The organism is Caulobacter sp. 602-1 (assembly GCF_003931565.1).
GTDB lineage: Bacteria > Pseudomonadota > Alphaproteobacteria > Caulobacterales > Caulobacteraceae > Caulobacter.
This window is the reverse complement of record NZ_RRYI01000005.1, coordinates 242,521-268,275: the sequence shown is the minus strand read 5'-3', so window position 1 is coordinate 268,275 and position 25,755 is coordinate 242,521. Positions and strand designations below refer to the sequence as shown.

23 protein-coding genes and 4 tRNA genes are annotated in these 25,755 nt (G+C 68.4%); 5 read left to right on the top strand and 22 right to left on the bottom strand.

Annotated elements, in window-relative coordinates:
* Positions 1-22 precede the first annotated feature (22 nt).
* Together EIK80_RS16685 and EIK80_RS16680 are read left to right on the top strand one after the other, a co-directional pair.
* A complete protein-coding gene (locus EIK80_RS16685) occupies positions 23-3,067 on the top strand; it encodes a TonB-dependent receptor (RefSeq protein ID WP_233586720.1) in 3,045 nt (1,014 codons plus the stop codon).
* Between the two features lie 30 nt (positions 3,068-3,097).
* Complete coding sequence (locus EIK80_RS16680) at positions 3,098-5,521, top strand: S9 family peptidase (RefSeq protein ID WP_125158134.1); 2,424 nt, start codon at positions 3,098-3,100, stop codon at positions 5,519-5,521.
* On the opposite strand, the gene EIK80_RS16675 is transcribed toward EIK80_RS16680, so the two are convergent.
* From EIK80_RS16675 to EIK80_RS16660, 6 genes are all read right to left on the bottom strand, one after another.
* Complete coding sequence (locus tag EIK80_RS16675; protein ID WP_125158133.1) at positions 5,518-6,345, bottom strand: GIY-YIG nuclease family protein; 828 nt, start codon at positions 6,343-6,345, stop codon at positions 5,518-5,520. The two genes, EIK80_RS16680 and EIK80_RS16675, sit on opposite strands and share 4 nt — an antisense overlap.
* A gap of 127 nt (positions 6,346-6,472) precedes the next feature.
* Complete coding sequence (locus EIK80_RS16670; protein WP_125158132.1) at positions 6,473-8,263, bottom strand: asparagine synthase C-terminal domain-containing protein; 1,791 nt, start codon at positions 8,261-8,263, stop codon at positions 6,473-6,475.
* Positions 8,263-8,913 carry a lasso peptide biosynthesis B2 protein gene (locus EIK80_RS16665; RefSeq protein WP_125158131.1) on the bottom strand — a complete coding sequence of 217 codons (651 nt, stop codon included), beginning with the start codon at positions 8,911-8,913 and terminating at the stop codon, positions 8,263-8,265. Before EIK80_RS16665 ends, EIK80_RS16670 begins: the two co-directional genes overlap by 1 nt.
* Before the next feature lie 59 nt (positions 8,914-8,972).
* Positions 8,973-9,098 carry a hypothetical protein gene (locus tag EIK80_RS26910; protein ID WP_255414596.1) on the bottom strand — a complete coding sequence of 42 codons (126 nt, stop codon included), beginning with the start codon at positions 9,096-9,098 and terminating at the stop codon, positions 8,973-8,975.
* Between the two features lie 134 nt (positions 9,099-9,232).
* Positions 9,233-9,358, bottom strand: a complete 126-nt coding sequence (locus EIK80_RS26905; protein ID WP_255414595.1) for a hypothetical protein — start codon at positions 9,356-9,358, stop codon at positions 9,233-9,235.
* Between the two features lie 74 nt (positions 9,359-9,432).
* Positions 9,433-10,008, bottom strand: coding sequence for a GntR family transcriptional regulator (locus EIK80_RS16660; protein WP_233586718.1), 576 nt, complete (start codon positions 10,006-10,008; stop codon positions 9,433-9,435).
* Positions 10,009-10,328: 320 nt separating this feature from the next.
* Between EIK80_RS16660 and EIK80_RS16655 the strand changes: the two genes are divergently transcribed.
* Entirely contained in the window at positions 10,329-10,832 is a 504-nt protein-coding gene (locus EIK80_RS16655) for a helix-turn-helix transcriptional regulator (RefSeq protein WP_125158130.1), read from the top strand.
* Here the strand turns inward: EIK80_RS16655 and EIK80_RS16650 are convergent.
* Positions 10,829-11,167, bottom strand: coding sequence for a DUF736 domain-containing protein (locus EIK80_RS16650; RefSeq protein ID WP_125158129.1), 339 nt, complete (start codon positions 11,165-11,167; stop codon positions 10,829-10,831). The genes EIK80_RS16655 and EIK80_RS16650 overlap by 4 nt on opposite strands.
* 355 nt (positions 11,168-11,522) lie before the next feature.
* Between EIK80_RS16650 and EIK80_RS16645 the strand changes: the two genes are divergently transcribed.
* Complete coding sequence (locus EIK80_RS16645) at positions 11,523-11,879, top strand: hypothetical protein (RefSeq protein WP_125158128.1); 357 nt, start codon at positions 11,523-11,525, stop codon at positions 11,877-11,879.
* 7 nt (positions 11,880-11,886) lie between these two features.
* Here EIK80_RS16645 and EIK80_RS16640 read toward each other — a convergent pair whose 3' ends face one another.
* The 4 genes from EIK80_RS16640 to EIK80_RS16630 all read right to left on the bottom strand — a co-directional run bounded on the left by EIK80_RS16640 (position 11,887) and on the right by EIK80_RS16630 (position 15,838).
* Positions 11,887-12,582 carry a hypothetical protein gene (locus EIK80_RS16640; RefSeq protein WP_125158127.1) on the bottom strand — a complete coding sequence of 232 codons (696 nt, stop codon included), beginning with the start codon at positions 12,580-12,582 and terminating at the stop codon, positions 11,887-11,889.
* Positions 12,583-12,729: 147 nt separating this feature from the next.
* Positions 12,730-13,062, bottom strand: a complete 333-nt coding sequence (locus EIK80_RS16635; RefSeq protein WP_125158126.1) for a DUF736 domain-containing protein — start codon at positions 13,060-13,062, stop codon at positions 12,730-12,732.
* A 219-nt stretch (positions 13,063-13,281) separates the two neighbouring features.
* A complete protein-coding gene (locus EIK80_RS26900; RefSeq protein ID WP_255414594.1) occupies positions 13,282-13,410 on the bottom strand; it encodes a hypothetical protein in 129 nt (42 codons plus the stop codon).
* Between the two features lie 352 nt (positions 13,411-13,762).
* Positions 13,763-15,838 (bottom strand): ParB/RepB/Spo0J family partition protein, encoded by a 2,076-nt coding sequence (locus EIK80_RS16630; RefSeq protein ID WP_158624708.1) that lies wholly within the window; start codon positions 15,836-15,838, stop codon positions 13,763-13,765.
* A 784-nt stretch (positions 15,839-16,622) separates the two neighbouring features.
* Here EIK80_RS16630 and EIK80_RS16620 point away from each other — a divergent pair.
* Complete coding sequence (locus tag EIK80_RS16620) at positions 16,623-18,290, top strand: recombinase family protein (RefSeq protein WP_233586789.1); 1,668 nt, start codon at positions 16,623-16,625, stop codon at positions 18,288-18,290.
* Here the strand turns inward: EIK80_RS16620 and EIK80_RS16615 are convergent.
* From EIK80_RS16615 to EIK80_RS16565, 11 genes are all read right to left on the bottom strand, one after another.
* Positions 18,249-18,325 (bottom strand) — tRNA-Arg (locus EIK80_RS16615). The two genes, EIK80_RS16620 and EIK80_RS16615, sit on opposite strands and share 42 nt — an antisense overlap.
* A gap of 28 nt (positions 18,326-18,353) precedes the next feature.
* Positions 18,354-18,659 carry an ETC complex I subunit gene (locus tag EIK80_RS16610; protein WP_125158123.1) on the bottom strand — a complete coding sequence of 102 codons (306 nt, stop codon included), beginning with the start codon at positions 18,657-18,659 and terminating at the stop codon, positions 18,354-18,356.
* Positions 18,660-18,699: 40 nt separating this feature from the next.
* Positions 18,700-18,776 (bottom strand) — tRNA-Pro (locus EIK80_RS16605).
* A gap of 65 nt (positions 18,777-18,841) precedes the next feature.
* A complete protein-coding gene (locus tag EIK80_RS16600; RefSeq protein WP_370450237.1) occupies positions 18,842-19,270 on the bottom strand; it encodes a DUF192 domain-containing protein in 429 nt (142 codons plus the stop codon).
* A 120-nt stretch (positions 19,271-19,390) separates the two neighbouring features.
* Complete coding sequence (cspD, locus tag EIK80_RS16595) at positions 19,391-19,981, bottom strand: stationary phase survival cold shock domain protein CspD (RefSeq protein WP_125158122.1); 591 nt, start codon at positions 19,979-19,981, stop codon at positions 19,391-19,393.
* A gap of 172 nt (positions 19,982-20,153) precedes the next feature.
* Positions 20,154-20,228, bottom strand: a tRNA-Glu gene (locus EIK80_RS16590).
* A gap of 45 nt (positions 20,229-20,273) precedes the next feature.
* A tRNA-Glu gene (locus tag EIK80_RS16585) sits at positions 20,274-20,348 on the bottom strand.
* A 134-nt stretch (positions 20,349-20,482) separates the two neighbouring features.
* The gene (gene recJ / locus EIK80_RS16580; RefSeq protein WP_125158277.1) at positions 20,483-22,312 is read right to left on the bottom strand and encodes a single-stranded-DNA-specific exonuclease RecJ; all 1,830 of its coding nucleotides are present in this window, start codon (positions 22,310-22,312) and stop codon (positions 20,483-20,485) included.
* A 67-nt stretch (positions 22,313-22,379) separates the two neighbouring features.
* The gene (locus EIK80_RS16575; protein WP_125158121.1) at positions 22,380-23,357 is read right to left on the bottom strand and encodes a class 1 fructose-bisphosphatase; all 978 of its coding nucleotides are present in this window, start codon (positions 23,355-23,357) and stop codon (positions 22,380-22,382) included.
* Positions 23,358-23,419: 62 nt separating this feature from the next.
* On the bottom strand, positions 23,420-24,373 hold the full coding sequence (gene glpX / locus EIK80_RS16570) for a class II fructose-bisphosphatase (protein ID WP_125158120.1): 954 nt from the start codon (positions 24,371-24,373) through the stop codon (positions 23,420-23,422).
* Positions 24,374-24,449: 76 nt separating this feature from the next.
* Positions 24,450-25,739: a homoserine dehydrogenase gene (locus EIK80_RS16565; protein ID WP_125158119.1), complete on the bottom strand. Its 1,290-nt coding sequence runs from the start codon at positions 25,737-25,739 to the stop codon at positions 24,450-24,452.
* Between the last annotated feature and the right edge of the window lie 16 nt (positions 25,740-25,755).

Sequence of the window (25,755 nt, the reverse complement as noted above, 5' to 3'; positions counted from 1 at the left end):
CGTCATGAGGCGAGCAGGAAACTTGTTCAGGGGATCGTCGATCTTCGCCTTGATGGGTGCGGCCGTGCTGTCGGCCGCGCCGATGACCGCGGCCCGGGCGGCGGAGCCGCCGGTGCGCGTGACCGTCCAGGCCGGAGCCCTGGACCGCTCGCTGATGAGCCTGGCGACGCAGACCAAGGTTCGCATCCTGTTCGAGAACGCGCTGGTGGCGGGCAAAACCGCGCCGCCGGTGCAGGGCGTCTACACCGCGCGCCAGGCGCTGGAGCAGATGCTGACTGGCAGCGGCATCGAGATCGTCGAGGCCAAGCCCGGCGTGCTGATCCTGCGCCCGAGGCGCGTGCCGATTTCGACCGCCCCGCTGGCGCGGGCCGTTAGCGAAGGCGTCCCCGCCGCCGACGTCAGCCAGGCTCCGTCGCCCGCGCCCGCGGCGCCCCCCGCCGAGGAGCCCTACACCGTGGCGGAGATCGTGGTCGGGTCGCACATTCGCGGCGTCAAGGACACCGCCTCGCCCGTCGTGGTCCTGGGGCGCGACGACATCGACCGCGCCGGGTACGCCAGCGTGGCCGAAGCCCTGGCGGCGCTGCCCCAGGCGTTCGGCGGCGTCGCCAGCGAGGACTCGGCCCAAACCGGCGGCGACGTCAACGGCACCAACCTAACGCGCGGCACGGGCGTCAACCTGCGCGGTCTCGGCGCCAACGCCACCCTCGTGCTGGTCGACGGCCGGCGCATGGCCGGCTCAGGCTTCAACGGCGATTTCGCCGACCTGTCGTCGATCCCGATGGTGGCCACCGCGCGGGTCGAAGTTCTGCTGGACGGCGCCTCGGCGCTCTATGGATCGGACGCGGTCGGCGGGGTCGTCAATGTCAGGCTGCGGACCGACCTGGACGGCGCTGAGACCCGCATGCTGGCCGGCCGGGCGACCCAGGGCGGCTATCATCAATACCAGTTCGGCCAGGCGATCGGCCGCACCTGGGCGCAGGGCCACGCCCTGCTGGCCTATGAGTATGCCGGACACGACGCGCTGGCCGGCCTCGATCGCGCCTATACCGGCAACGCCGACCTGCGCGCCTGGGGCGGAACGGACCGCCGCCGAACGACCTACAGCCAGCCGGGCAACATCCTTCGCCCCAACGCCCAGGGCACGCTCGTGCCCACCTATGCGATCCCCGCCGGCCAGAACGGCGTCGGCCTGCGCCCCTCCGACTTCATCGCGGGCACGGTCAATCGCGAAAACCAGCGCGCCGCCTACTGGGTGCTGCCCAGCCAGGCCCGCCATAGCCTTGTGGCAAGTCTCGCGCAGGACATCGGCCAGCGCGCCACCCTGTCGGCGGACGCGCGCTTCAGCCGCCGTGACTTCACCGCGCGCGGCTCGGCCCCGACCGCCAACATCGTCGTCAACGCCAACAATCCGTTCTTCGTCTCGCCGACCGGCGCGGCCTCGGAGCGGATCGCCTACTCGTTCCTGAACGAACTGGGCGGCGGCGTGGTCAAGGGACGGTCGGAAAGCCTCGCCGCGAGCCTCGGAGCCGAAATCAAGCTGCCAGGCGGCTGGGTGGCCAATGCCTACGGCGCCTACGGCCAGGAGCTGGGCGAGAGCACGTCCAGCCGGATCCTCAACACGACCTTCCTTAGCGAGGCGACGGGGCAGAGCGCCGACAGTCCGCTCACCACCTTCAGCGCGCCCCGTGACGGCTATCTCAATCCCTTCATCGGCCACGGCTCCAACCCCAGGGGCATCCTGGACTTCATCAGCGCCGGCCACGATCGCAACAAGACGCGAAGCGAGACCCGCTCGGCAAACCTGGCCATGGACGGGCCGCTGTTCAGCCTACCCGGCGGCGCCCTGAGGCTGGCCTTGGGCGGCCAGATCCGGCGAGAGGCCCTGCGCACCGGCGGCGACACCTTCACTTCGGGCTACGCGCCAGTCGCACGGACCACCCGCGCCACCCACCGCCAGGTCGCCAGCGCCTATGCCGAACTGAATGCTCCGCTCTTTGGACCCGATAACGCCCGTCCGGGCCTTCGGCGTCTGGAACTGTCCCTCGCGGGCCGGGTCGAGCACTATGACGATGTCGGCTCGACCGCCGATCCGAAGGTCGGCGTGATCTGGCAGCCCGCCCAGGACCTGACGGTGAAGGCGAGCTATGGAACCTCGTTCCGGGCGCCCGCCCTGCCCGAACTCAACGATCCCTACGTCATCACCCCGATCCTGCTGCCGGTGAACGGCGGGCAACTGCCCTCGCTTGTCTTCCAGGGCGGCAACAACAGCCTGAAGCCGGAGACGGCCACCTCGTGGACGACCGGCCTGGAGCTGCGTCCCTCGCGCGCGCCCGGCCTGCGGCTGAGCGCCACGCTCTACCAGACCCGGTTTGAAAACCGTATCGCCCGCCCTGTGCTCGACAATATCGCCGTCGCGCTCAGCTCTCCCGAGCTGGTCTCTTTCCGCACCCTGGTCAATCCCGCCAGCAACGCGGCCGACCGCGCCGCCGTCCTGGCCTTGGTCAACGATCCCCACGCCCTTGGGACCGGCGCCTTTGGCGTCGACACCTACGGGGCGATCATCGAAGCGCGCAACGTCAACACCGGCAGCCTGCTGGTCCGGGGCCTTGACCTTTCGGGCAGCTACGACACCTCGATCGCCGGAGATCCCGTGGTCTTCAACGGGGCCTTGTCATGGCTGATGCGCTACCGGCGCGCGGTGACGCCGACCGCGACGGCCACCGAGCTGAGCGGACGCGCCGGCTACCCCGCCGACCTGCGGGCCCGCGTCTCGGCGACCTGGACCCACGGCGCGACCTCGACGACCGTGGGCGTCAATCACGTGGGTGACAGCGCCGACGAGATCGGGCGCCGGATCAAGCCCTGGACGACAATGGACCTGCAGGTACGGTTGCGGCCCACCCTGCCCGGCTTCGCCTGGCGCGGCCTGTTGCTGGCCCTCAACGTCCAGAACCTGTTCGACGCCGATCCGCCCTTCTACGACTCCCCGCTGGCGATCGCCTACGACCCCGCCAACGCCGACCCGATCGGCCGACAGATTTCGATCCAGCTGATCAAGGCCTGGTAGGCCCCACCCCCGCCTTTTCAGGAGACTGGCATGAAACCCCTCTTCGGGGTGGCGGCCGCCTGCGCGCTTTTCGGCGCGCAGGTTCGGGCCGAGCCCTTCACCGTGGACCACCTGCTGCGCCAAGAGCAGCTTGGAGCCATCAGCGTCGATCCGAGCCAAAGATGGCTGGTGGTGCAGACCCAGGCACGATGGGACAGCGCGCCGCTCTACGATCTCGACGACGGCATCCGGCTGGCGCTTGGGCGGGTGCAGGTCTTCGACCTCGCCAGAAACGGCGCGGCAAGACCCCTCCCCCTGGCCGAACCGGGTGTCGGCTACACCGCCGGCCCCCTCTCGCCTTCCGGCCGCCACCTGGCGGTCTTGCGCCTGGTCGGTCACGCCTGGGAGCTGGGCGTGGCCGACCTCGAGACCGGCCAGGTGTTCTGGCTGGACCTGTCGCCGCAACATGCGGTCTGGGGACGGACCCTCGCCTGGCGGAACGACGACCAGCTGGTGGTGGCGACGCGCAATCCTGCCGCGCCGGACGCGCGCCTGGGTCTCGGCTGGCTCGCTCAGGAACGGTTGCCCCGCCAGTGGGCCGCCGCCGCGCGCGGCGAGGCGGCGATGACGGTCATGGGCAGTGGTCGCTACCGCGACCTGCGCCCCAAGGCGCCGCCCGGCGAGCTTGTCATGGTCGACCTGGCCCGCAGCCAACGCCGCGTCCTGGCCATCGGCGATGTCGTCGATCTTGAGATCGCCCCCCACGGTGACCAAGTCGCGGCGATCATGGAGGGCGAAGACCTCCAGCCTATCGACGACACGCCGGCCACCAGCGGCACGGTCGGCCGTCGCCGCCGACTGTTGCTCACCGACTTGGCGTCGGGCGAGACCTGGGAGCCCTGCCCGTCATGCGATGTGCTGTCGCGCTTGCTGAGCTGGTCGGATCGCGGCGACGGGCTCCTGGTCTACGCCCGCACCGACGCTGGTCCGTGGCGCGACGGCGGGTTCTGGCGGGTCCCGACGCGGGGCGTCGCGGCGCGCCTGGACCTGCAAGGTTTCCGCCCGGTCCTGGAGAAAGCGGCCGACAACGCCGACCTGCCGCGGGCGGTGTGGCTCGACGGCGCGCCGGTCGTGCTGACTGACGGCCCGGGAGGGCGCGCATGGCGACGGATCACCCCGACCGGCGCTCACACGCTCGTCGCCGGCCTCGCCGAGCCGGGCCGGATCGCAGCTGCCGATCCCAAGGTCCTCCTGCTGGCCAGCGCCAGCGCGGTCTGGCGCGTTACCGCGAAGGGAGCGCGGCGCCTGTCTTCTCCCGCCGCCGATCTTACAACGACGGCCGCGCCGCCACCCGGAGAGCGCTTCGGCTACGCGCCGCCGCCTCTGGCGGGCGTGGCGACGGTGACGGCCAAAGGCGCCGAATGGGTCGTGACGGACATCGCGGGCGGTCGCCATGCCAACCTCGCCGCCGGGGAGACCTTGGCGGCGACGGCGCCCAGCCGGAACCTCGACGTCTTCGTCAGGCGTGATCCCCATGGGGTCCAGACGGTGTCGCTCGTTCCGTTCAAGGGGCCGGCGAGGGTCCTGGCCACGATCAACAGCCATCTGGCCGGGGTCGATTTCGTCACGCCGACACCGGTCCGCCACAAGGGCGTCGATGGCGAGCCGCTGACCAGCTGGCTCTTCCTGCCAAACGGCGCCCGGCCGGGCCGCGAGCCCCCCCTCGTGATCATACCCTATCCCGGCGATGTCATGTCCTCGCCACCGGCCAGCCAGCTCCCGCCGGCCTCCCGACTGCTAACCAACGCCCAGGTGCTGGTCGCGCGTGGCTATGCGGTGCTGATCCCCAGCCTGCCCTATCGCAAGGATCGCGAGCCCATGGAGGGCCTGGCCGACCAGATGCTCGTCGCCGTGGATGCGGCGGCGACCCAGCGGCCGGTCGATCCAGCGCGTCTGGCCGTCTGGGGACATAGCTACGGCGGGTATGCCGCTCTCGCGGCCGCGAGCCAAACCTCGCGCTTCAAGGCGGTGATCGCCGGCGCGGCGACAACCAACCTGATCAGCGCCTACGGCCGGCTCGGCCCCATGGCCAACGCCGTTCCAGAGGTCGGCAACTGGACCGTGGCTTCGGCGGGCTGGCTGGAAACCGGCCAGGCGCGGATGAACCTTCCGCCCTGGCGGGATCCCGCGCGGTATGTCCGCAATAGCCCCGTGTTGTTCGCCGACAAGATCACAGCGTCCGTGCTGATGTTCTACGGCGACGCCGACAAGGACATCTCCCAGTCGCAGAGCATGTTCGCCGCGCTCTATCGCCAGACCAAGAACGCCATACTGGTGACCTACCGCGGCGAAGGCCACGTGGTGCTCGGTCCCGGGAATGTTCGGGATCAGTATCGACGTCTGTTCGACTTCCTGCGGGAAACGATAGGACCAGGCCTGGAACACGGCGACAGAGGTCCGGGCGCGGGAAGCTAGGCCAGAAGACGGTCGAGATCGCCAACGGGTACGATCGCGAACTCACCGCTAATCCAGCGGCCGGAGGCAGCCAGCCGTTCCAGGAGCTTGCCTTCGGCGCTGTAGGCCTCGCCAGCGCTCCCAAAGGTCCTGAAGGTTCGCAGCCGCCAGCTAGCGGCGGCGCCTCGCGGAAAGCCCACGTTCAATTCGCGCTGGCGTCGTTGCGGATCCCGAGAAATGCCCACCTTCACGATGGAGCGACTTGTCGCCGCCGGGCTGTAGTGAGGAAACAGAGCGTCGACAGCTCCCTCCAGCGCCATCAGATAGAGGTCGCAGGCGCCTTCCGTCGTGAGCATTTGCCGCAGACCGAAGCTTGGAGGCGGGCCGTGGCGGAACGTGGTCGCCTGCGGGGCCGTGCGGATCACCCGTCGACTGTCGGTCGCAATCAATACCGGCTGCGCCGCCTCATCGAAGCGCCACAGCACTTCGACGGGCTCTCCTCCCCATGCGCCGTCAGGGATGCCCACGCCGGCATAGATGAAAGGCCCGCGGTCCTTGGCCCGCCAGAAAACATGCGTCGTCACCGCCTCGGCCAGCATCGCGCTGATAAGTGGCTGATCCATCGTGGAGCCGGTTTTTCCAAACCAGTCGAGCGCGTCGTCAATCCAGCGGTTCGGATAGTCGTGACCGGTTCGGCCCGCGATGCCGACATTGCAGAAGACAAAGACCTCCTCGCCGACCCGAGCATAGCCGGTGGCCCAATCCCCACCTGCCATTGGCGGCAAACCCAAAGCCGCGCGAACTTGGTCGCGCGTATAAAGTTCGCCAATGTCGAAATGCGTCACCGCTCGGCTCTTGCCCCGAAGACTTTTCCCCACCTTGTTCCTAGCTCTCGGCTAACCGACCAAAGAAGGTGTTCGGAGGATAAGGGCAGCTTCGGCCCTGGGTCCATCCTTCGCCTAGCGACGAAGTTCAGCCGCCCGTCGGCTGAAGGCCCGCGTGGGACGTTGTCTCGGCCTTGCCGATCCGTTCGCGCCAGTTCCGTGCCCAGGCCTCCAGGGCCAGGACGATGAAGATGTCCCCGGTGTGGTCGAACCAGATCAGGCTGTCGCGATCAAGCGCCGCGTCCAGGGCGGCCAGGTCCAGGAGGCCGGCCTTGGCCAATTCGCCCTCCAGCAGATACGGGCGAAGGAAGTCCAGGCTGGCGGCCAGGCTGCGCGCGAAGAATACCGAGACATTGCCCTTGCCCTGGCGATGCAGCACCGCCTGCGGCAAGCGGTCGGCGAAGGCCTGGCGCGCGAAGGGTCGGTCGGCCGGACCCAGCGCCAGTCGCGGCGCGGCGATCGACAGGCAGGTCTCGACGACGGGTTGGCTCAGCAACGGATCGAAGACGTCGCCCCGCCGATGGCGCAGGCTCTCCCGAAAGGCGCTCAGGTTGTTGACGATCGCGCGCAGCTGAAGGCGTTTTGCTGGACCGACGCCGCGCAGGTCCGCGAGCCAGGGATGGACGATGTCCGCGGCGGGCGCGTCCTGCGCCAGGAAGACAAACCGCTCCGCGCCCCCTGGTAGGCTCCGGCCGCCGCGCGACGCCTCGGCCAGCAACGACCAGACCGTCCGCCCGGTCCGCTGGGCCAGGCGCGCCAGGGCCGCTCGCCGGCCGCCCGCAAGGCCGCCGCCGCGGACGAGATCGACGACCAGCTCGACGGCGGCCATCTGGTAGAAGACCGCATCGCCGCCCCGACCCGTGAACATGCAATCGGTGCCGTCCTGGTCGAGGCGCCGCGCTAGGTCGGCGTCATGGTCCGGATCGCCGGCCATGTAGGTTGGCCGGGGCCCCGCCGACGATCGCGCCAGCTTCTCGGCGTCGAGGGCGACCAGCCCGCGGGACACGGTGGTCAGCGGCAGGCCGGCCTGTTCCGCGACGGCCTCGGCGAATGGACGTTCGTCGCCTTCGACCTGCGGCCAGAAGTGATGAACGGTCTGGCTCACCGTGGCCCCGCACCGCTTGAGGGCGGCCGTCACGATCGCCGAGTCGATCCCGCCCGAAATCTCGCAGAGCACGCCCTGGCGCCCGCGGGCCAGGTTGGCGACGACACCATCGACCACCCTGGCCAGATCGGCCGGAGGCAGACGTCGGTCGTCCCGCTCGACCCAGGACAGCGGGCTCCAGGCGCGCCAGGTCGCCCCGTCGCTGAAGGCGAGCACGCCCGGATCGTAGCTGCGGACGCCGACCAGCGGGACGAGGTGACTGGCCAGCGCCTTGCGTCTCAGGATCGCACCCAGCTTGGGCCAGTCGATCGCCAGACCCGCCGGCCAAAGGGCGCTGTCGTCCGGCAGCCGCGAGGCCACGAAACGCAGACCGTCCCGCGTCCAGCCGATCGCCTCGCTGACGCCCATCGGATCGCGCAGCACCGCGCACGGCCCTTCGCCCCGGGTCAGCAGGGCCACGTAGCGTCCCCAGGCCCTGGTCGTCAGGCGCTGGGCGGTGTCGTATCGATCGCCCCCGGCGAGCCCATACATTTCAAAGGGCCGGGCATAGCCTTCCCGCGCGGCCGCCGCATCATGCAGGTCGCCGATGACAATGCCGCTGTCGCCCGGCAGAAGCTGGACGACGGGCGGGCGCGTGGTTTCGACCAGGACGACGAGGTCCCGCCGGCGCGCCGCCTGGCGCCAAAGCCCCGTCGCGCAGAGGCGATCGATCAGGGCTTCGAGCGTCTGGCGATGTTCGTCCGCCATGATTTCGACCGCGAGATAGTCGCGCATCAGACCACCATGATCGGCCTGAAGGTGCGAACCCGCTCGAGGGTGTCATCCAGGATGATGTCCCCGGCCTGCAGCCAGCAGTGGGCCTCGAACGGCCAGGTCCTCACGCCAAACACCCACGCCGCATCGTGACCGGCGGCGCGCAGGTGGCTCAGGAGCTGATAGCTGCGCATCAGGCAGACGCCGCCATGAGGCAGCCATGGCGCCAGGCGCCGAAAGGCCGCGGCCTCATCCAGCAAGGCCTGCGTCGGTGGGCGGATCTTGGCCTTGACCGATCTCCGCCCCGCCTCCGTCACCAGCGTCAACAGGTCCATGCGCTTGACGGCGTTCGCCGCGTCGCGATTGGCGGCCAGAGCGCGAAGGCCCTCTTTCACCGTCAGCGTCCGCGATCCACGCGCCAGGTCCAGAGCGCGGGCCGGATCGGGCAGGTCCGGGTCGTCTTCGCTGAGGCGCTCTTCCGAAAGAAGCCCCGCGGCGGTCAGTTGCTCGGCAACCAGCCGATCAGGTACGAGCGCCGAGCGTCCGGCCTGCAGTCGCACCATGTCGGCGCCGTCGACGAGACAGAAGTAGGCGTCCGCCGCCACGTCGAGAAAGACAAGATCGTCTTCGACTTTCGCTGCATGGACGTCGCGCGCCAGAAAGAGCGGCACCTGAAACCCTCCCGAAGGGCAAGGCCGGCGGCGGCCAGCGCCGCCGCCGGCTCCCCAGTTCAGCCGCCGATCTTGTAGCGGTCGGTCGGGTCGGCCGATTCCAGGTTGACGCCCTGGTCGGAGCCTTGGGTCAGGCGCTTGGCCGACCCGAAGCGGATCAGCTTGATCGACGTAATGCGGGTCATGACGATCTCCTTGTCGCTTGAAGCCGCTGGTTGCGGCCCAACTAGGAGGCGATCCCCCGCTCGTATATTCAAACCTATATTCGCGGCATCCGATGATGGCCGGCGGCGGCCCTGGGCGCCGGCCATCCAGGCCCTCAGCCGTGGAACATCCACCGATCGGTGGGATCGGCCGACTCCAGGCTGACGCCTTGATCGGAACCCCGGGTCAGACGCTTGGCCGAGCCGAGATGGATGAGTTTGATTTGGCGATCGCGGGTCATGAAGACCTCCCTGGCAAGAGCGCCGCAGGAGCGCGGCCCGTCGAGCAGGCGGCGGCCTTCGCCTATATTCAAATCTATATTCGCCGCTCGCCAAGAAGGCCCAGGGAAGCGGCCAGGATGGGCCCGCTGGCCGCGACGCGGCGCGCGTAGAACCGCCTGACGAGACTCGCCCGCAGCCTCGGCGGATCAAGCGCCGCCATCGCCAGCCGCGCCCGCTCGGCCTCCACGCCGGCCAGCACATGCTCTTCGCCAGAGGCGAACGGAGCCAGCTGGGCGCGGACCCGTCGCAAGGCTTCGACCAGAGCCTGGTCGCCAATGTGCGTACCCGTGAGCTGCTGACCGGTGGATGCCATCTCGCCGAAAGGCCAGCCGCTCGCCGGATGCGCAAGCGTGAGCACCCGCGCAAGAGAGTAGAGGCCAGACAGGCTCGCCGGGTCGTGGACGACGCCCGCATAGCCGGCGGCGGTGCGGACGATCAGCCCCTCGCCCGCCAGACGTGCCAAGGCTTCGCGCACTGGCGTGGGGCTGACCCCAAGTTCGGCCGCCAGGCCGTTGATGGGCAGGGCCGCGCCTTGCAGGGGACCGGCCTGCGCCAACCGCGCCCGCAAAGCCGCCATCGTCCGGTCGAAGGGATCACGGTCTCGGCCCACTGGCGGCTCCTGGAGGAAGCCGGAGTTTTCGCCAGGGCGAACCGCGACGTCGAGCCAGAACCCGGACGGTCGCCGTCGCGCGTGGACGAATCGCAGCCAGACCTAGCGGCGCGCGGCGTTTTAGGGGATCGCCCACGATCTGCCGCGTAAGTGCTGCGCGATCTCCGCCACTCCAACCGCAGCGACGGCCGTCCGGTGGCGGATCAATGCGCAACAACTTCTCGCGTGTAACAACGGAATTTCGCAACCACGCCGGTTGCTCGACGAGGCGAAGTGAAATCTGCTACGCCATCTAGAGTTGTTTCAGTGCGGAGCGTTGCATGCTTGGCTCGCCCTCGACGCCACTCGCGCGCCAGGCCCGGCTGCTTTCCCAGATCCTCAGGATGCTTCGCAAGGAGCGAAGGATGACGGCGGCGGAAGTCGCCGCCGGCATGGGCATCGCAGTGCGAACCTATCAGGATTTCGAAGCGGGCAAGGGCGACCTCGATCTCAACAAGATCCTGCTTTTCGCGACCGCAACAGCCACCGATGCGGTGTCGATCATCCTGGCGTTGCTCTTCCGCGATCCGGACCTGGCCCGTCAATCGATGGACAACAAGTTGCCCACGACATTCTGGATCTCGTTCAGGGAGTTCCGCGACGACGTCGGCGAGCAGCTCAACGTCGTGCCGCCCGCCCTGCTCCTGGAAGGGTTTCGGCGCGTCTACGAGGAGATCAAGCTCTACCTGCGCAAGCGGGCGGACAGCGCCGAAGACTGGCTTGAACGGGCGATCGCCGAGGCCTATCGACCGCCCGGGGACGACAAGACCGACCCGGAGACCTAGCCTGGCCCGGCGGGCGGGGCGGCCGACTGGACCGGAGGCTCGGACTTGCGCATCCAGGTCAGCGGCAGGACGCCGTCCTCGGCTGCCATGAGCCTGGCGCTGATCGGCTCGGGCCAGCTCGGATCATCGAGCTTGAGATTGAGCAGCGCTCCGGAGGTGTCGGTAACTCGCCAGGCCGCGCCACACTCGTTGTCGCCCATTAGCGCAACGTAGTCCGGCGCCTTGTTGGAGAATTTCTCGCTCGGCGTCAGGCGCAGGTCGGCATCGAGGGTCAGGGAGGTCAGGCGTCCGACGAAGCCGTCGCCGTCGCGCCGGAAGTGTCCGATGGTGTTCATGGAAGACTCGCGCCGCCCACCAGGGTGAGGCCCATCAGCGACGGCCCAGGAACCGGTGGGGGGGATAACCGGCATCGTCCTGGGCCGCCGCCGCCGATCAGCTCGGGGGAGACGAGCGATCGGTCTGCGCGGGTGCGATAAGGACGCCTGGCGGGCGGGTGGAAGCGTCCTCGCGGATCCCGCCAAACCCTTGTCTCGCATGGCCTTATTGCTCTCAATCCCTCGAACGCCCGGGTCGTTGAGAGACAGGCTCTGGCGTGGAATCGGCGGGGCCGGCAAGGCTGCCTGATGCGAGAACCGACTCCACAGGGGACAAATGTTCTGCTTATGTTCTCGCGCGACGACGGAGGCCGACATGCGGGACGACAGCATCATCATCGACGGCGTGGCCTTCATGAGCCTTTACCACCACGACGGCCGCTTCGTGCGCGGTGATGGCCTGTTCGCCTTCGCCCGCCGTGACCCCGACGGCGGCCGCACCATTCTTCATTTCGAGCTCGCCCGTGACATCCACCGTGTGGCGCGGGCCGATCATCCGCGCTGGGCCTATGCTGTCAGCGCCGGCATGAACGAACTGCTGGTCCACCTCGCCGGATCGCAGCAGCGCCCGGGTGAGACTGTCTCCGATGCGGCTACCTGCCCCATCCGATGGGCGCTGCATCCGGCCGAGATCGATTCCGAAATCGCTCCGCCTGATAGCAAAAGCGCCTAAGTCGAAATCAAGTCAGTCGCTGATACAACCACCAAGCTTGTAAGCGCCAAGCCGTCGCAACGGGGATGAACATCGGCAAGCGAGTTTGTTGACCTTCCGTCCAACGTGTTGCGTCGCGAGCGTGACGCCAAACCCAGGCCTGCCCACAACGTTTCTCGAACTCCACCTGGTCCAGACCGCCTCCGTGCACACCGAGCACTTCAACCGCAAGCTGGGTCGCGTGCGCGGCCATTTCGATCGGCGTGGCCAGATAGTTCATGTAGTCCTGATATGTGTTGGACCGCAGCGCTTCCTGAGACGCCTTGTCGGCGGCCGTGATTTTGTCGATCCAGGCCTGGCCGCCTTGGACCGCCTGACGAACATGGGCGGCCTCGTGTGCAAGCACTGGCCGCACGGCAAACCGAAACGCGGCCAAATCCTCAGCGAGGAATTCGGTGCTTTGCCCGACAGCCGGGAAGGGCTTCAATTCTATGCTGGGCTTGCCTGCAACGGGAAACTTCGTCGCCGCGCGCACGTCACGCGGCCTCATGGTCTGTTCTGCACCGCCAGCGACGAGTTGTGCATCAAGGATTCTCACCGGCTTCGCGGGAAGTGGCGGATCCCCAGCCGCCAGTTGCTCGACCATGAGATCCACCGCGAAGTCGATCTCTTCGAGGTCGGCCAGGTCAAGCCAAAGGTCGGCGGGAATTACGGGAGCAGTCATGGGCAACCTCTACAGGCGCTGGCGTACAGCGGGAAGACCGTTGTCTGTCGCCGCTGGCTTATGACCAATTCGTTCAACGGCTAAGCTGCCAGTCCTAAATTTGATAAGCTGAGGCGCCCGCCGCATCGCGGCGGGCGCTCCTTGCCGTCAGGCCTCCTCGTCGTCGGGTTGGCCCGCCTTGGTCGGACGGCTCCAGACCAGGTCGAAGCCCTCCTCGGCCGCGTGCAGCCGGGCGAACACCGGCGCCGGGAAGCTCGGGTCATCGAGCTTGACCGACAGGTATTCATTGCCCTCGCGCGACTTGCGCTTCCAGGCCGCGCCGAGCTCGACATTGCCGGCGGCGATGCGGAAAGCCGGCTGCTTCTTGGCGTCGTCGCACTCGACCGCGCGAAGGCGAACGTTCTTGATCGAGAGCTTGAGCGAGCGGATGGCGCCGACATAGCCGTCCGGGGTGGCGGTGAAGTGACCGATGGTGGACATCTGAAAAGCTCCTGCTGGTCTGCCTGGCCGCGCCGATCGCGGCCTCGATGGCGATCCACGGGACCGGGGCGATCGGCCCGACGCGCAGGACGCGGCACGCGGCCCCGCAGCAGCGCGAAGGACCGCCGCCGGCGGCTGTCTTGCCTCGCGAGGAATGGGCGAAGGCCCAGGGGAAGACAGTCGATGGCCAGGTTGCGGGACGGGCCCGCCTCGGTCGGATCAAAGCCGGAAGAGGACGCAGGTCGGGTCGGCCAGGCCGGCCAGTCGGAGCTCGAAGCCCTCCATCGTCGGCCCCTTCACCCCGTCCTTGGGCGGCGTCGGCGCCATCGGCCCGCTCAAGCTCTTCATCGAGACCCGCCCCGCGCTGTCGCCCGCGACGACAGCAAGAAGCAGCCGGCCTTCCGCATCAGCGCTGGCACGGTCGAGTTTGGTGCGGCCTGGACGCGCAAGCCGCGCATGAGCGATGCCTACCTGCTGCTCTTGCGCGCGGCCCAGCCCCTGCTCACGATGTGCGCCAGCCACACGCGCCGAGGTCGCTCGTCCTGATCTGGAGCCCCCCACGCCCGGCCAGACCGGCAACGAGGAGGCCTGACGTCAAGGAGCGCCCGTCGCTATGCGGCGGGCGCCCCCATCTTGCTTCTCTTCTGGCCGTCGCAGCGCCCGCCAGACCGGGACGGCGCACGCCGCCCCGGCCCCTCACCTATTCGGCGGCGACCAGTTCCCGAACCTCTTCCAAGGCGTCCGGCTCTGCCTGCTTCGGGTCAGTCGGCGCTTGAGCTTCGCCCAGAGCCTCGCCGGGGCCATCCGGCTCCACCCTCGACGTCCGCAGGAGCTTGGGCAGCCAGCGGGCGGCGACCAATTGCGGTTCGGCGGCGGCGATCAGGGCGTCCTTCTTCTCGCCCCGCAGACGCTCGGCCGCCTCGGGCGAAACCGCCTCGCGCACCGCCGCCAGGGTGTGGGCCTTGGTGACACGGGCCAGGTAGTGGTCGGCGGTGGGCGACCACCAGTCGGCCATGTCCAGGTCCAGCGCCGCCGCCAGCTGGTCGGCGTGCGCCCAGGCGCCCGGACGACGCTCGTAGCCGTGCAAGGCGTTGACGCTCAGGCCCACGCAGTGGGCCAGCAGGCTCATGCGGCTGTCTAGGTCCAGGCCGACGACGAAGGCCCAGATGTCGGCGGCGTCGGTCGGCACATGGGCGGCCCAGGCGGCGTGACGCTCGGCCACGGCCAGCGCCGCCGACGAGCCGTCGATGCCGTCCGCCTCGCCCGACAGGCTGTAGGACGTCAGCCGGATGTCCAGGCAGGTCGGCATGGCCCCGTACTGGACGAAGGCGCGCAGGACGAGTGCGTGGGTCAGGGCGACCAGAGCCAGGTCCGGGCTCCGGGCCAGGGTCTCGCGCATGGCCATGGTGCGATGGGCGGTGAGATCGGCGACCAGCCGGGCGGCGAGCGGCGCGGTCGCGTCGCCCTCGGGTTCGTCGGGCTCGGCGTGGTCCTCCGCCCCCGCCGCCTCGTCCTCGTCCCAGGGCGGCGCGCCGTCCTCGCCGTCGCCCGCATCCTCGCCCTCGCCCGCCTCTTCCTCGGGCGCGGGCGGCGGCGGGACGTCCTCGGCGCGGACCAGACCGCGCTCGATCCGCACCGCGCCATCGTGACCCAGGATGATCATCGCCCCGGCATAGGCCACCTCGGCCGGATCGAAGGCGACGTCGGGCGATGCGGCCAGCGCGTCCTCGATGCCGGACAACCGGGCATCGATCTCGGCGGGCAGGTCCTCGACCGCGCCCCATTCCTCGGACAGGGCGGCATACTCGTCGCGCAGGGCGTCGAGCCGGGCCTGTTCGGCGTCCTCGCGCACGACCTGACGCGGATAGACGCGCGACAGGCCGTGACCGTGCGGATAGTCGAGATAGGCCGCCGTCCACCGCCAGCCCTCGGTCTCTCGCACCTCGGTGGCCAGGGCCGACAGCTTCTCGGCGACCAACCGGTCCAGCAGCGGCACGTCCTCGACATAGCCGCCATCGTCTTCGCTGAAGAGGTCGCGGAGGATCGTGCCGCCCGCATCGAGATAGGCCGGCAGGCCCACGAAGGTCACGCGGCGGTCACCGACCAGGGCCGTGGTCTCGGTCATGGCCCGGCGGATGGCATAGGGCTGGCGATTGGTCAGGGTCTCGAAAACCTGGCGCTGGCGGGCGTGATCCTCGCTGATCGCGAAGGCCTGGAGCTGGTCCAGGGTCAGGCCGCCCTGACGGTAGACGTCCAGCAGGTCGGAGGCGACGGCGCCCAGGCGCAGCCGCTGGCGGACGACGGCGGCGGTGACGCCGAACCGGGCGCCGATTTCCTCAGCGCCCAGACCGCGCCGCTCGGCCTGATCCCGGAACGCCTCGAACTCGTCCGCTGGATGCAAGGCGCTGCGAGAGACGTTCTCGTCCAGGGAGATTTCCTGAGGGTCGTTGACCGTGTCGACCAGGCACCGCACGGGCGTCGTCTTGCTGATCACCTTGCGCTTGGCCAGCAAACGAAGTGCCAGCCGCCGCCCCTCCCCGGCGGTGACAAGGCCATAGCCGGTCGCCGTGCCGTCGGCGCGAAGCTCCGGCTCGACGACCAGCGGCGAAATCAGGCCCTTGGCCTGGATGCTGGCCGCCCGCGCCTCGATCTCGGCCTCGGAGTGGCCGACCTTTCGCACGTTGCGTGGCGACTTCTTGAGCTTGTTGAGCGGATAGACGCGCTCCTCGCCATATTGGACACCAGCGGGCGAAACAGCTTGGCTCTGAGTGTTCATGTCTGCCTCCTGAGGGCATGGGGGGTTCAGGCGCAAAAGGCGCGCCTGAACCCCGACGCCCGTCGGCGAGACCGGGGGTGCAAGCGGAGCGGCCGGCTTCGCGGGGACCCGGCTGCAGGGCGTTCCACCCCGACCACCATCGCCTTCGCGACCGCGACCGAAGCTGGGCGGAAGCCGGTCCGAAGCGCGCCGGGGGCGGAGCCCCAAGCACGCGGCCGTCAGGCCGCCATCAAGGATGAAGCCTGCACAGGAGCCCGCGCACCGCGCGTGGCGGGAGGCGGCGTCGAGCGGACGGCGGCGCCCCAAAGGCGCCCGCCAGGCGTCGCGCCCGAGGGAGCGGCGAAAGCCGCGGGACCGAGCGTGACCGCCGACCGCTCTCGAAACCCGGTGAAGCCGAGCGCGGAAGCGTTCGGCGGGAACCATCGCCACATCGCTTCGAACCAACGGCTTCCGCTGTTGGCGCGCCCGCCACGAACCTGCCTTTGCCGTCGCCAGCTCGACGCTCCTTGGACGTGGCTTGCGCTCGAGACCTCAGTCCGGACGATAGCCCATGCCCCATCGCCGCGCCTCTCAGCACCCCGTCCCAAACTTCTTCGACTACCTCGAAGAAAAATCGTCGCCGCGACTACCAACACCCCAGTCGCCATCCGTCCCATTCACGGTGACCGATGACTGGCCGGCGTTCGTACCCATTAGCGAACGCGAGATCGCCGTCCTTGAAGCTCACCTGGCCCAAGTGCTGGACGAGCTCCTTGGGTCACTACCGTGACCGAGGAGATCCATCGTGGCCCGACAATCCAAATCGCCCCTCCTGCCGACCCGCGCCGCTCTTTATCTTCGCGTTTCCACCGGACGCCAGGCCGAGAACGACCTTTCCATTCCCGATCAGCGACGCCAGCTTGAGGCCTACTGCGAAGCCAAGGGCTGGACCGTCGCCGCGGAATTCGTCGAGCCTGGCGCCAGCGCCACCGATGACCGCCGCCCTGCCTTCCAGGCGATGATCGAGGCGGGCACGGTCAAGCCGCCCGCCTTCGACGTGGTGCTCGTCCACTCGTTCTCACGGTTCTTCCGCGACCAGTTCCTGTTCGAGTTCTACGCCCGCCAGCTGGCCAGGGCCGGCGTCCGCGTCGTGTCGATCACCCAGGAGCTGGGTGACGATCCGATGGGGATCATGATGCGCCAGATCATGGCGCTGTTCGACGAGTACCAGTCGCGCGAGAACGCCAAGCACACCTTGCGCGCCATGAAGGAAAACGCCCGGCAAGGGTTCTGGAACGGGGCCCGGCCGCCGCTCGGCTACCGCGTCGTCGTCGCCGAGCAGCGCGGCGCAAAAGCCAAGAAGAAGCTGGAGGTCGACCCGCTTCAGTCGGAGACGATCCGGCGGATCTTCCGCCTCGCCATTCACGGCGAAGGCGCCTCGGGCCCCATGGGCGTCAAGGCGATCGTCGTGCACCTGAACGACCAGGGCGTGCGCACGCGCGACGGCGGCCGTTTCGGGGTTTCGGCGATCCACGCGATCCTGACCTGCACGACCTATATCGGCGAGCATCGCTTCAATCGCCGGGTCGCGGCGACCGGCGAATACAAGGACGAGGACGAGCACGTCGTTTGCGAGGTCCCGCCCATCGTCAGCCAGGCCGAGTTCCAGGCCGTGCAGGACGCGCTTTACAAGCGCAATCCCAAGAGGATGGCCCCGAGGTTCGTCAAGAGTCCAATCCTGCTCGGCGGCATCTGCTTCTGCGGCCTGTGCGGCGGCGCCATGACCCTGCGGACCGGCAAGAACGGGAAATACCGCTACTATACCTGCTCGACGAAGAACCGCACTGGCGAGGCCGGTTGCAAGGGGATCACCGTCCCCATGGACCGGGTCGACAACGCGGTCGCCCACCACCTGGAGACCCGCCTGCTCGATCCCTCACGCCTGGCGGGCCTGATGGAGAACATCATCGATCGACGCGCCCAATGGGCGGAACAGCGCCAGCAGCATATTGGCGAGCTGCGTCGTCGCGCCTCCGAGGCGGCCGCCAAGCTGAACCGCCTCTACGGCATGGTCGAAGACGGCCTGGTCGACTCGCGCGACCCGTCCCTGAAAGATCGGATCCGGGCCTTGGTGGACTTGCGCGACACGGCCGAGGCGGAAGCCGAGCGTGCCGCGGCGGCGGCCGAAAAGCTCGGCTCGGTGATCAATCCAGAAATTCTGGTCCGTTTCGCCGCCGCCACCCGCGAGATGCTGCGTAATGACGATGGAACCCTGCGACGGGACCTTCTTCGCGCGGTGGCCCAGAGGGTCGAAATCACCTCGACAACCAGCGCCACCGTGATGGGTTCGAAGATCGACTTGCTACGAACACTGGCGTCGAACGGCGGCGTGGAGTCGGCGGCTCTGGACGTTCGTAGTTTGGTACCGGGTTGGCGCGCCCTGCTGGATTCGAACCAGCGACCGCTCGCTTAGAAGGCGAGTGCTCTATCCAGCTGAGCTAAGGGCGCGCGCTGGCCGGCCGGATCCGCGGCGGCGCTAGTGGGTCCAGGGCTGCTTGCGGTTGGCGGCGAAGTTGTCGGCATAGGCCTTGATGATCCGCTTGGGGGTCTTCGGTTCGAAGAGCTGGAAGGCGATCTCGTGGCGCTGGGCGTAGGCCACCGCCTCGTCACGCGTCTCGAAGGTCAGGCGGATCTGGCCGTTCATGTCGCTGGACGTGGTCCAGCCCATCAGCGGGTCGGGCTTGCGGGCCGAGGCCGGCTCGAACTCCAGCACCCAGTCCTTGGTCTTGGCCTTGCCGGACTGCATGGCGTTCTTGGCGGGGCGATAGATGCGGGCCAGCATGGACCTCTCCCAGAGTACCTTACCGAGAATACCTTGCCGATGGTCGGAGCGGCAGGATTTGAACCTGCGACATCCTGGTCCCAAACCAGGCGCGCTACCAGACTGCGCTACGCTCCGAAACATCGGCAGGCGGGTGCTCTACAGGGGTTCGAAGCGCGGATCAACGATCCGGACGCCGCAATTCACCCCTTCGGGAAGATTCGATGCAGAACGCGGTCGCCGGGCAGGATGCCCAGCTGCGCCGCGCGGCCGCCCGCCAGCTCCAGAACGCCCAGAACCAGGCCGCCCGAGGCGAGCGGCGTCTCGTCGTGCGGTCGGGCGTTGCGGGCGATCGACAGGATCCTGCCGTTCGGCGCGATGTAGATAATGTCGAGCGGAATCAGGGTGTTCTTCATCCAATAGGCCACGCGCTGGGGCTTGGCGTAGGTGAAGAGCATCCCGTGGTCGGGCGCCAGGCTCTTGCGGAACATCAGCCCCCGCTCCTGCTGGGCGCGGGTGGCGGCGATCTCGACCTGGAAGCGTTGGCGACCGCGCAGGGTGACGATTTCCACCGTCTCCAGCTTACTCCCAGGCGCGGCCCAAGCGTTGGCGCCCGCGCTGACACCCAGCATCAGCCCGGCGAGCAGCGCCCGCCTTCCGATCATCCGTTCCGCCACGCATCACCTCGGGAAAAGCCAATCTCGGTCGAGACTAGCCTTCCCCCCAAGATGGCGAAAGCGAGGCCGCTAAAGTCAGGCGTCGCCGGCGGTGATTTCCGCGACCACCAAGCCCTTGGGGCCCCGCGCGAACCGCACCAGGACATCGTCGCCCGGCTGCAGATCCTCAAGCCCGCCCCGCCGGAGCGTCTCGATATGCACGAAAATGTCCCCAGGTTCGGCGTCGCGGATCACGAAGCCGTAGCCCTTGGTGCGGTTGAACCACTTGACCTTGGCGTGCTCGGCCGGCCCTTCGGGTTCCAGGGCGTGGCGCCCATGGCCTTCCCGCAGGGGATCGCGACGCGTCGGCCCGTCGGCGAAGGTCCGCCGCTGCCGCTCGATCGGCGCCGCGGCGTTACTTTCGTCGAGATTGACGACCTCGCTGACCTGCCAGCCCTTGGGCCTTCGCACCACGTCGCACACGATCACCGCCCCCTCCATGGCGGTTTCGCGCCCGCAGTTGCGCAGCGACGTCACATGCAGAAGCACGTCCTTAAGCCCGGTCTGGCCCGGATCATCCGGTACGATGAACCCGTAACCCTTGCCGGCGTCGAACCACTTCACCTTCCCGCTGATGCGCACGAACTCTTCGTGCGCCGCAGCGTCCTCAAAATCGAAACCAGACATCCCACCCCTCTGGCTCGCCCAATCAGCCCATCGGAGCGAGCACTACGAGAACAGTGTTCTCGCGTGAGGAGAGCCGTCAATGACGAAATCACGTCAAAAGGGCGCACAAAGGCGTTCCGCGACATTTCGTCGCAGAAACAACACAGAAACAATTCTGAAATACAGCCGAAAGTGGCAGTCCCTAGGGGAGTCGAACCCCTCTCTCCAGATTGAAAATCTGGCGTCCTAACCGATAGACGAAGGGACCACATCGCCGCCGAAGCGGAACATAGCCGATATATAGCCTCGCGGGTGGCAGTCCCTAGGGGAGTCGAACCCCTCTCTCCAGATTGAAAATCTGGCGTCCTAACCGATAGACGAAGGGACCACGGCCCCGCGAGGAAGCGGGTGTATAGCCGCGACCTTGGGGGCGCGCAAGCCGCCGAAAGTCATTTTTTCGGTCCGACTTTCAGTCCGTCCACGCCGTCGAGCCAAACACAGTTTCGCTCGACCTCCCGCAGCCTAGAGCGCGTACCGCGCTCTGGGATCGTGGGCGTCCTCGATCTCCAGCTGGACGCCGTTTCGGCCCATATAATCGTCCGGTTTCAGCTTGCCGACGACGTCCAGCGCGCCGCCGCCCGCCAACAGACGCTGGCCCAGCGGCGTCTCGGCGCTGCGCCAGCTGATGGCCTTGATACGGTCGCCGGTCGGTCCGACGAGGTCCATGCGCACGTGCCCTCCCTTGAGGGCCGAGACCCGGTCGGGCCGCACCTGAGTCAGGGCGAACATCGGCTCGGGATTGCCGGGCCCGAACGGCGCCAGGCGCTGGAAGTCGTCGAGCAGCGCCCGATTCGCCGCGCGCGGTTGAACCAAGGCGTCGATCTCGACCGATTCGACGCCCACGGCCTCCATCTCGCCAGCCAGGTGTTCCTCCAGGAAGGCGCGGAACTCGGGGATCATCTCGGGACGAATCGACAGGCCGGCGGCCATGGCGTGGCCGCCGCCGGCCATCAGCAGCCCCGCCTCGAAGGCGGCCTGAATGGCCCGGCCCAGATTGACGCCGGGCTGCGAACGGCCCGAGCCCTTGCCGACATTGGCGGCGCGGTCGACGCCGATCACCACCACCGGCTTGCGATAACGCTCGCGCAGGCGGCCCGCGACGATGCCGATGACGCCCGGATGCCAGTCCTCGCCGGCCACCACGATGACGGGCGCATCGGTGTTGAAGTTACCGCGCTCCAGCATGGCGGCGGCCTCCTCGACCACGGCGGCCTCGACGGCCTTGCGCTCGGTGTTGAGCCCGTCCAGCTCCTCGGCCAGAGCGGCGGCCTCCAGAGGATCGTCGGTCGACAGCAACATGGCGCCGAGGTCCGATCGCCCGATACGGCCGCCGGCGTTGATACGAGGCCCCAGGATGAATCCGGCGTGGAACACGGACGGCTTGCCCGAGCCCTTTCCGACCTCGAACAAGGCCTTCAGTCCGGGATTGGCCCATGCCCCCATGGTCCGCAGGCCCAGCGCCGTCAGGGCGCGGTTGAAGCCGACCAGCTGGGTGACATCGCAGACCTCGCCCAGAGCGACGAGATCCAACCACTGACGCAGGTCCGGCTGCGGACGATCGTCGGTGAACAGGCCGCGCTTGCGGGCCTCGCGATTCAGGGCGGCCAGCAGGACGAAGGTGACCCCGGCGGCGGCCAAGACCCCCTGCCCGCTCTGGCACCCGGGACGGTTGGGGTTGACCACCGCGGCGGCGGCCGGCGGATCTTCGCGCATCAGATGGTGGTCGATGACCACGACCTCCAGGCCAATTTCGGCGGCGCTGGCGATGGCGTCATAGGCGGCCGCGCCGCAGTCCAGGGTCACGACCAGCTCGGCTCCGCCGTCGCGAATCGTCTTGAACGCCGCCGGGCTGGGGCCATAACCCTCGGTCAGGCGGTCGGGAATGTAGATGGGCAGTTCGACGCCCATGTAGCGGAACCAACGGACGAGCTGGGCGGCGCTGGTGGCCCCGTCGACATCGTAGTCGGCGAAGACCATGGTCGGCCGGCCTCGCTCCAGGGCGTCGATCAGGATCTCGGCGGCCCGGTCCATGTCGGTGAAGCTGGACGGATCCGGGAACAGCGCCTTCAGGGTCGGGCGTAGATAGTGCTCGGCCTGCTCCAGTGAGACGCCACGCGAGACCAGGGCGCGGGCCAGGGGCTCGCTCAGGCCATGACGCTGCTGGATGTCGCGCACGACGGCCATGTCGGCCGGTCTTTCGCGCCACGCGCGGCCGCTGAGCGAGCGTTCGACGCCCAGAAAGGCGCCAGGCGAGGCGCTGGCGGAAATATCGGTGACACCATCGGCGGGCATCGCTGGAGAATAGCTGGTCACGCGGATTCGGACCATGCGGCGCGGCGACGACAGTCCCGGACGTGGGTCAGCCCGCTTGCATCTCGCGGCGCACCGCCTCGACCTCGTTGGCCGAACCCAGCACCACCGGCACGCGCTGGTGCAGCTTGGTCGGCTGGATGTCGAGGATGTCGGCCAGGCCCTCGGTCGACTTGCCGCCCGCCCGCTCGATCAGCAGGCTCATCGGGTTGGCCTCGTACATCAGGCGAAGCTTGCCCGGCTTGGCCGGTTCGCGAGCGTCCCACGGGTACATGAAGATGCCGCCGCGCATCAGGATGCGGTGGACGTCTGCGACCATCGAGGCCACCCAGCGCATGTTGAAGTTCTTGCCCCGGGGACCATCCTTGCCCGCCAGGCAGCCGTCGATATAGCGGCGCACCGGCGGCGCCCAGTGGCGCTGGTTGGACATGTTGATCGCGAACTCGGCCGTATCGGCCTTGATCGCCAGACTCGGATGGGTCAGCAGCCACTGACCGTCGGCGCTGAGCGTGAAGCCGTCGACACCGCCCGACAAGGTCAGGACCAGCATGGTCTGCGGACCGTAGACGGCATAGCCGGCGGCGACCTGCCCGCGACCGGCCTGCAGGAAATCGGCCTCGGTCGGCGCATGGCCGGCTGGCGCGGGCAGCACCGAGAAGATCGTCCCGACCGAGACGTTGACGTCGATATTGCTGGAGCCGTCCAGCGGGTCGAAGGTCACCAGATAGCCGCCGACACGGCCGGTCGGCTCGACCTCTTCCAGCTCTTCCGAGGCCAGGCCCGCGACGGCGGCGCAGCCCTTCAGGGCGTCGCTGAGCATGTCGTTGGTGATGACGTCGAGCTTCTTCTGCTCCTCGTCCTGGACGTTGGTGCTGCCGGCCGCGCCCAGGCTGCCCGACAGCGCGCCGCTGGCGACCACGCGGCTGATCCGCGCGCACGTGGCGGCGATCGTCTGGACGACGTCCTTGAGGGCGGCGTCGGCCGGCTCGGCCGCGAGCCGGGCGGCCAGGTCGACGAAGGCGGTCATCTCGTATCCTCGAAACCGAAAGCAGAAAGGCCGCCCTACAAGACGGCCATGACAGAAAGGTCTCAGACCTTCCGCTTCATGCGGACCTCGCGGACGGTGCCCGTCGCGGAGTTCATCACCAGGGTGTGGGTATGGACGCAGCCGTCGCGGAAGACGACGCCATCCAGCAGCCCGCCACGCGTCACGCCGGTTGCGGCGAAGATCGCCTCGTCCCGGACGATCTCGTGCAGGTCGTACTTCTTGTCGAGATCGGTCACGCCCCACCGAGCGGCGCGGGCGCGCTCGTCGGCGTTGCGGAACAGCAGACGGCCCTGGAACTGCCCGCCGACGCACTTCAGCGCCGCGCAGGCCAGGACGCCTTCCGGCGCGCCGCCCGAGCCCAGATAGAGGTCGATGCCGGTCGAAGGATCGGTGGTGTTGATCACCCCGGCCACGTCGCCGTCAGTGATCAGATGGATGCGGGCGCCGGCCGCGCGGACCTTGGCGATGATGTCGGCGTGACGCGGACGATCCAGGACGCAGACGGTGATCTCGGTCTCCGCCACGCCCTTGGCGTCGGCGATCGCCTTGATGTTCTCGGCCGGCGAGCGGTCCAGGTCGATCACCCCGGCGGGCAGCCCCGGACCGCAGGCGATCTTGTCCATATAGGTGTCGGGCGCGTTCAGAAGCGTGCCCTTGGGCGCCCAGGCCATCACCGTCAGAGCGTTGGGTTGGGCCTTGGCGGCCAGGGTCGTGCCTTCCAACGGATCCAGGGCGATGTCGATCTTGGGGCCCTTACCCGTGCCGACCTTCTCGCCGATGTACAGCATCGGCGCCTCGTCACGCTCGCCTTCGCCGATGACGATCTCGCCATCGATATCCAGCGTGTTCAAGGCGTTGCGCATCGCGTCGACGGCGGCCTGGTCGGCGGCCATCTCGTCGCCACGACCCAGCATCGTCCACGAGGCGATGGCGGCGGCTTCGGTTACGCGAACGGCGTCCAGGACCAGCGAGCGGTCCAGGGTGTTCGAACTCATCCGTCTCTCCCAACCGCCCCGGATAGAGGTGGCCTTGTTCCCAATGTCGCCTTCGACGCCGAGTTTTCTCGGTCGTTTAGATGCGCGCGACGCGCAAAAGGCGGGGACGCTCTAGCACGGTCTGCAATTTTTCGATGCGGCTAATCGCATCCAGAAGGTTCGATTCCGGCGTCGCATGGGTAACGAGCACGATCGGCACGCCGCCCGCTCCTTCGACGGGCTTTTGCAGGAAACTATCGATCGAAACACCGCATTCGGCCAGGGTTTCGGAGATGGCGGCGATCACGCCGGGCTGATCCTTGGCCATGATCCGCAGATACGCCTTGCCCACCGCGCGGGCCGGATCGATGGCGATGAACGGGGCCAGAGCGCCGGCCGGCGCCTGGAACACAGGGCGGACGGCCCTGGTCATCACGTCGGCGATGTCGGCGGCCACGGCGGCCGCGGTCGGGCCCGCGCCCGCGCCCGGCCCCTGGATGAAGATCCGGCCGATGCGCTTGCCTTCGATGAACAGCGCGTTGAGCGCGCCGCCCGCCTGGGCCAGCGGATGATACAGCGGGGTCAGCGACGGATGCACCTTCACGGCCACGCCGTCGTCGGTCTTGGCGGCGCTGGCGACCAGCTTGATGCGATAGCCCAGATCCTTGGCCAGCTTGATGTCGAGCAGCTCGACATCGCTGATGCCCTCGATCTCGGCGGCCTCGAAGTTCGGGGCGCAGCCGAAGGCCAGGGCGGCCAGGATGCTGATCTTGTGGCCGGCGTCGAAGCCGCCGACGTCCGTGGTCGGATCGGCCTCGGCATAGCCCAGGCCTTGGGCTTCGCGCAGCACGTCGGCGAACGAGCGGCCGGTCTTCTCCATCTCGGTCAGGATGAAGTTGCAGGTGCCGTTGAGGATGCCCGCGACCGAGACGACGTCGTCACCGACCATGGCCTCGCGCAGCATCTTCACCGCCGGGGTGCCGCCCATGACGGCCGCCTCGAACAGCAGCGGCACGCCTTGGGCCTCGGCCAGGGCGGCCAGTTCGGCGCCGTGCACGGCGATCAGGGCCTTGTTGGCCGTGACCACGGGCTTGCCGGCCTTCAGCGCGGTCTCGACCGCGGCCTTGGCCGGGCCGTCGCTGCCGCCGATCAGCTCGACGAAGAGATCCACGTCCGGCGAGGCGGCCAAGGCCACTGGATCGTCGAACCAGGCCAGGGTCGAGATATCGACCGGACGCGCGCGGGTCTTGTTGCGGGCCGAAACGGCGGTGACCACCGCCCGATCGCCGGCCGGCGCGAAATCCGGGCGCTCGGCCAGGAACTGCAGAAGTCCGCCGCCGACGGTGCCAAGGCCCGCGACGCCGACGCGCCAGGTCTTCTTCGTCATCTTCGAATCCTCGGGA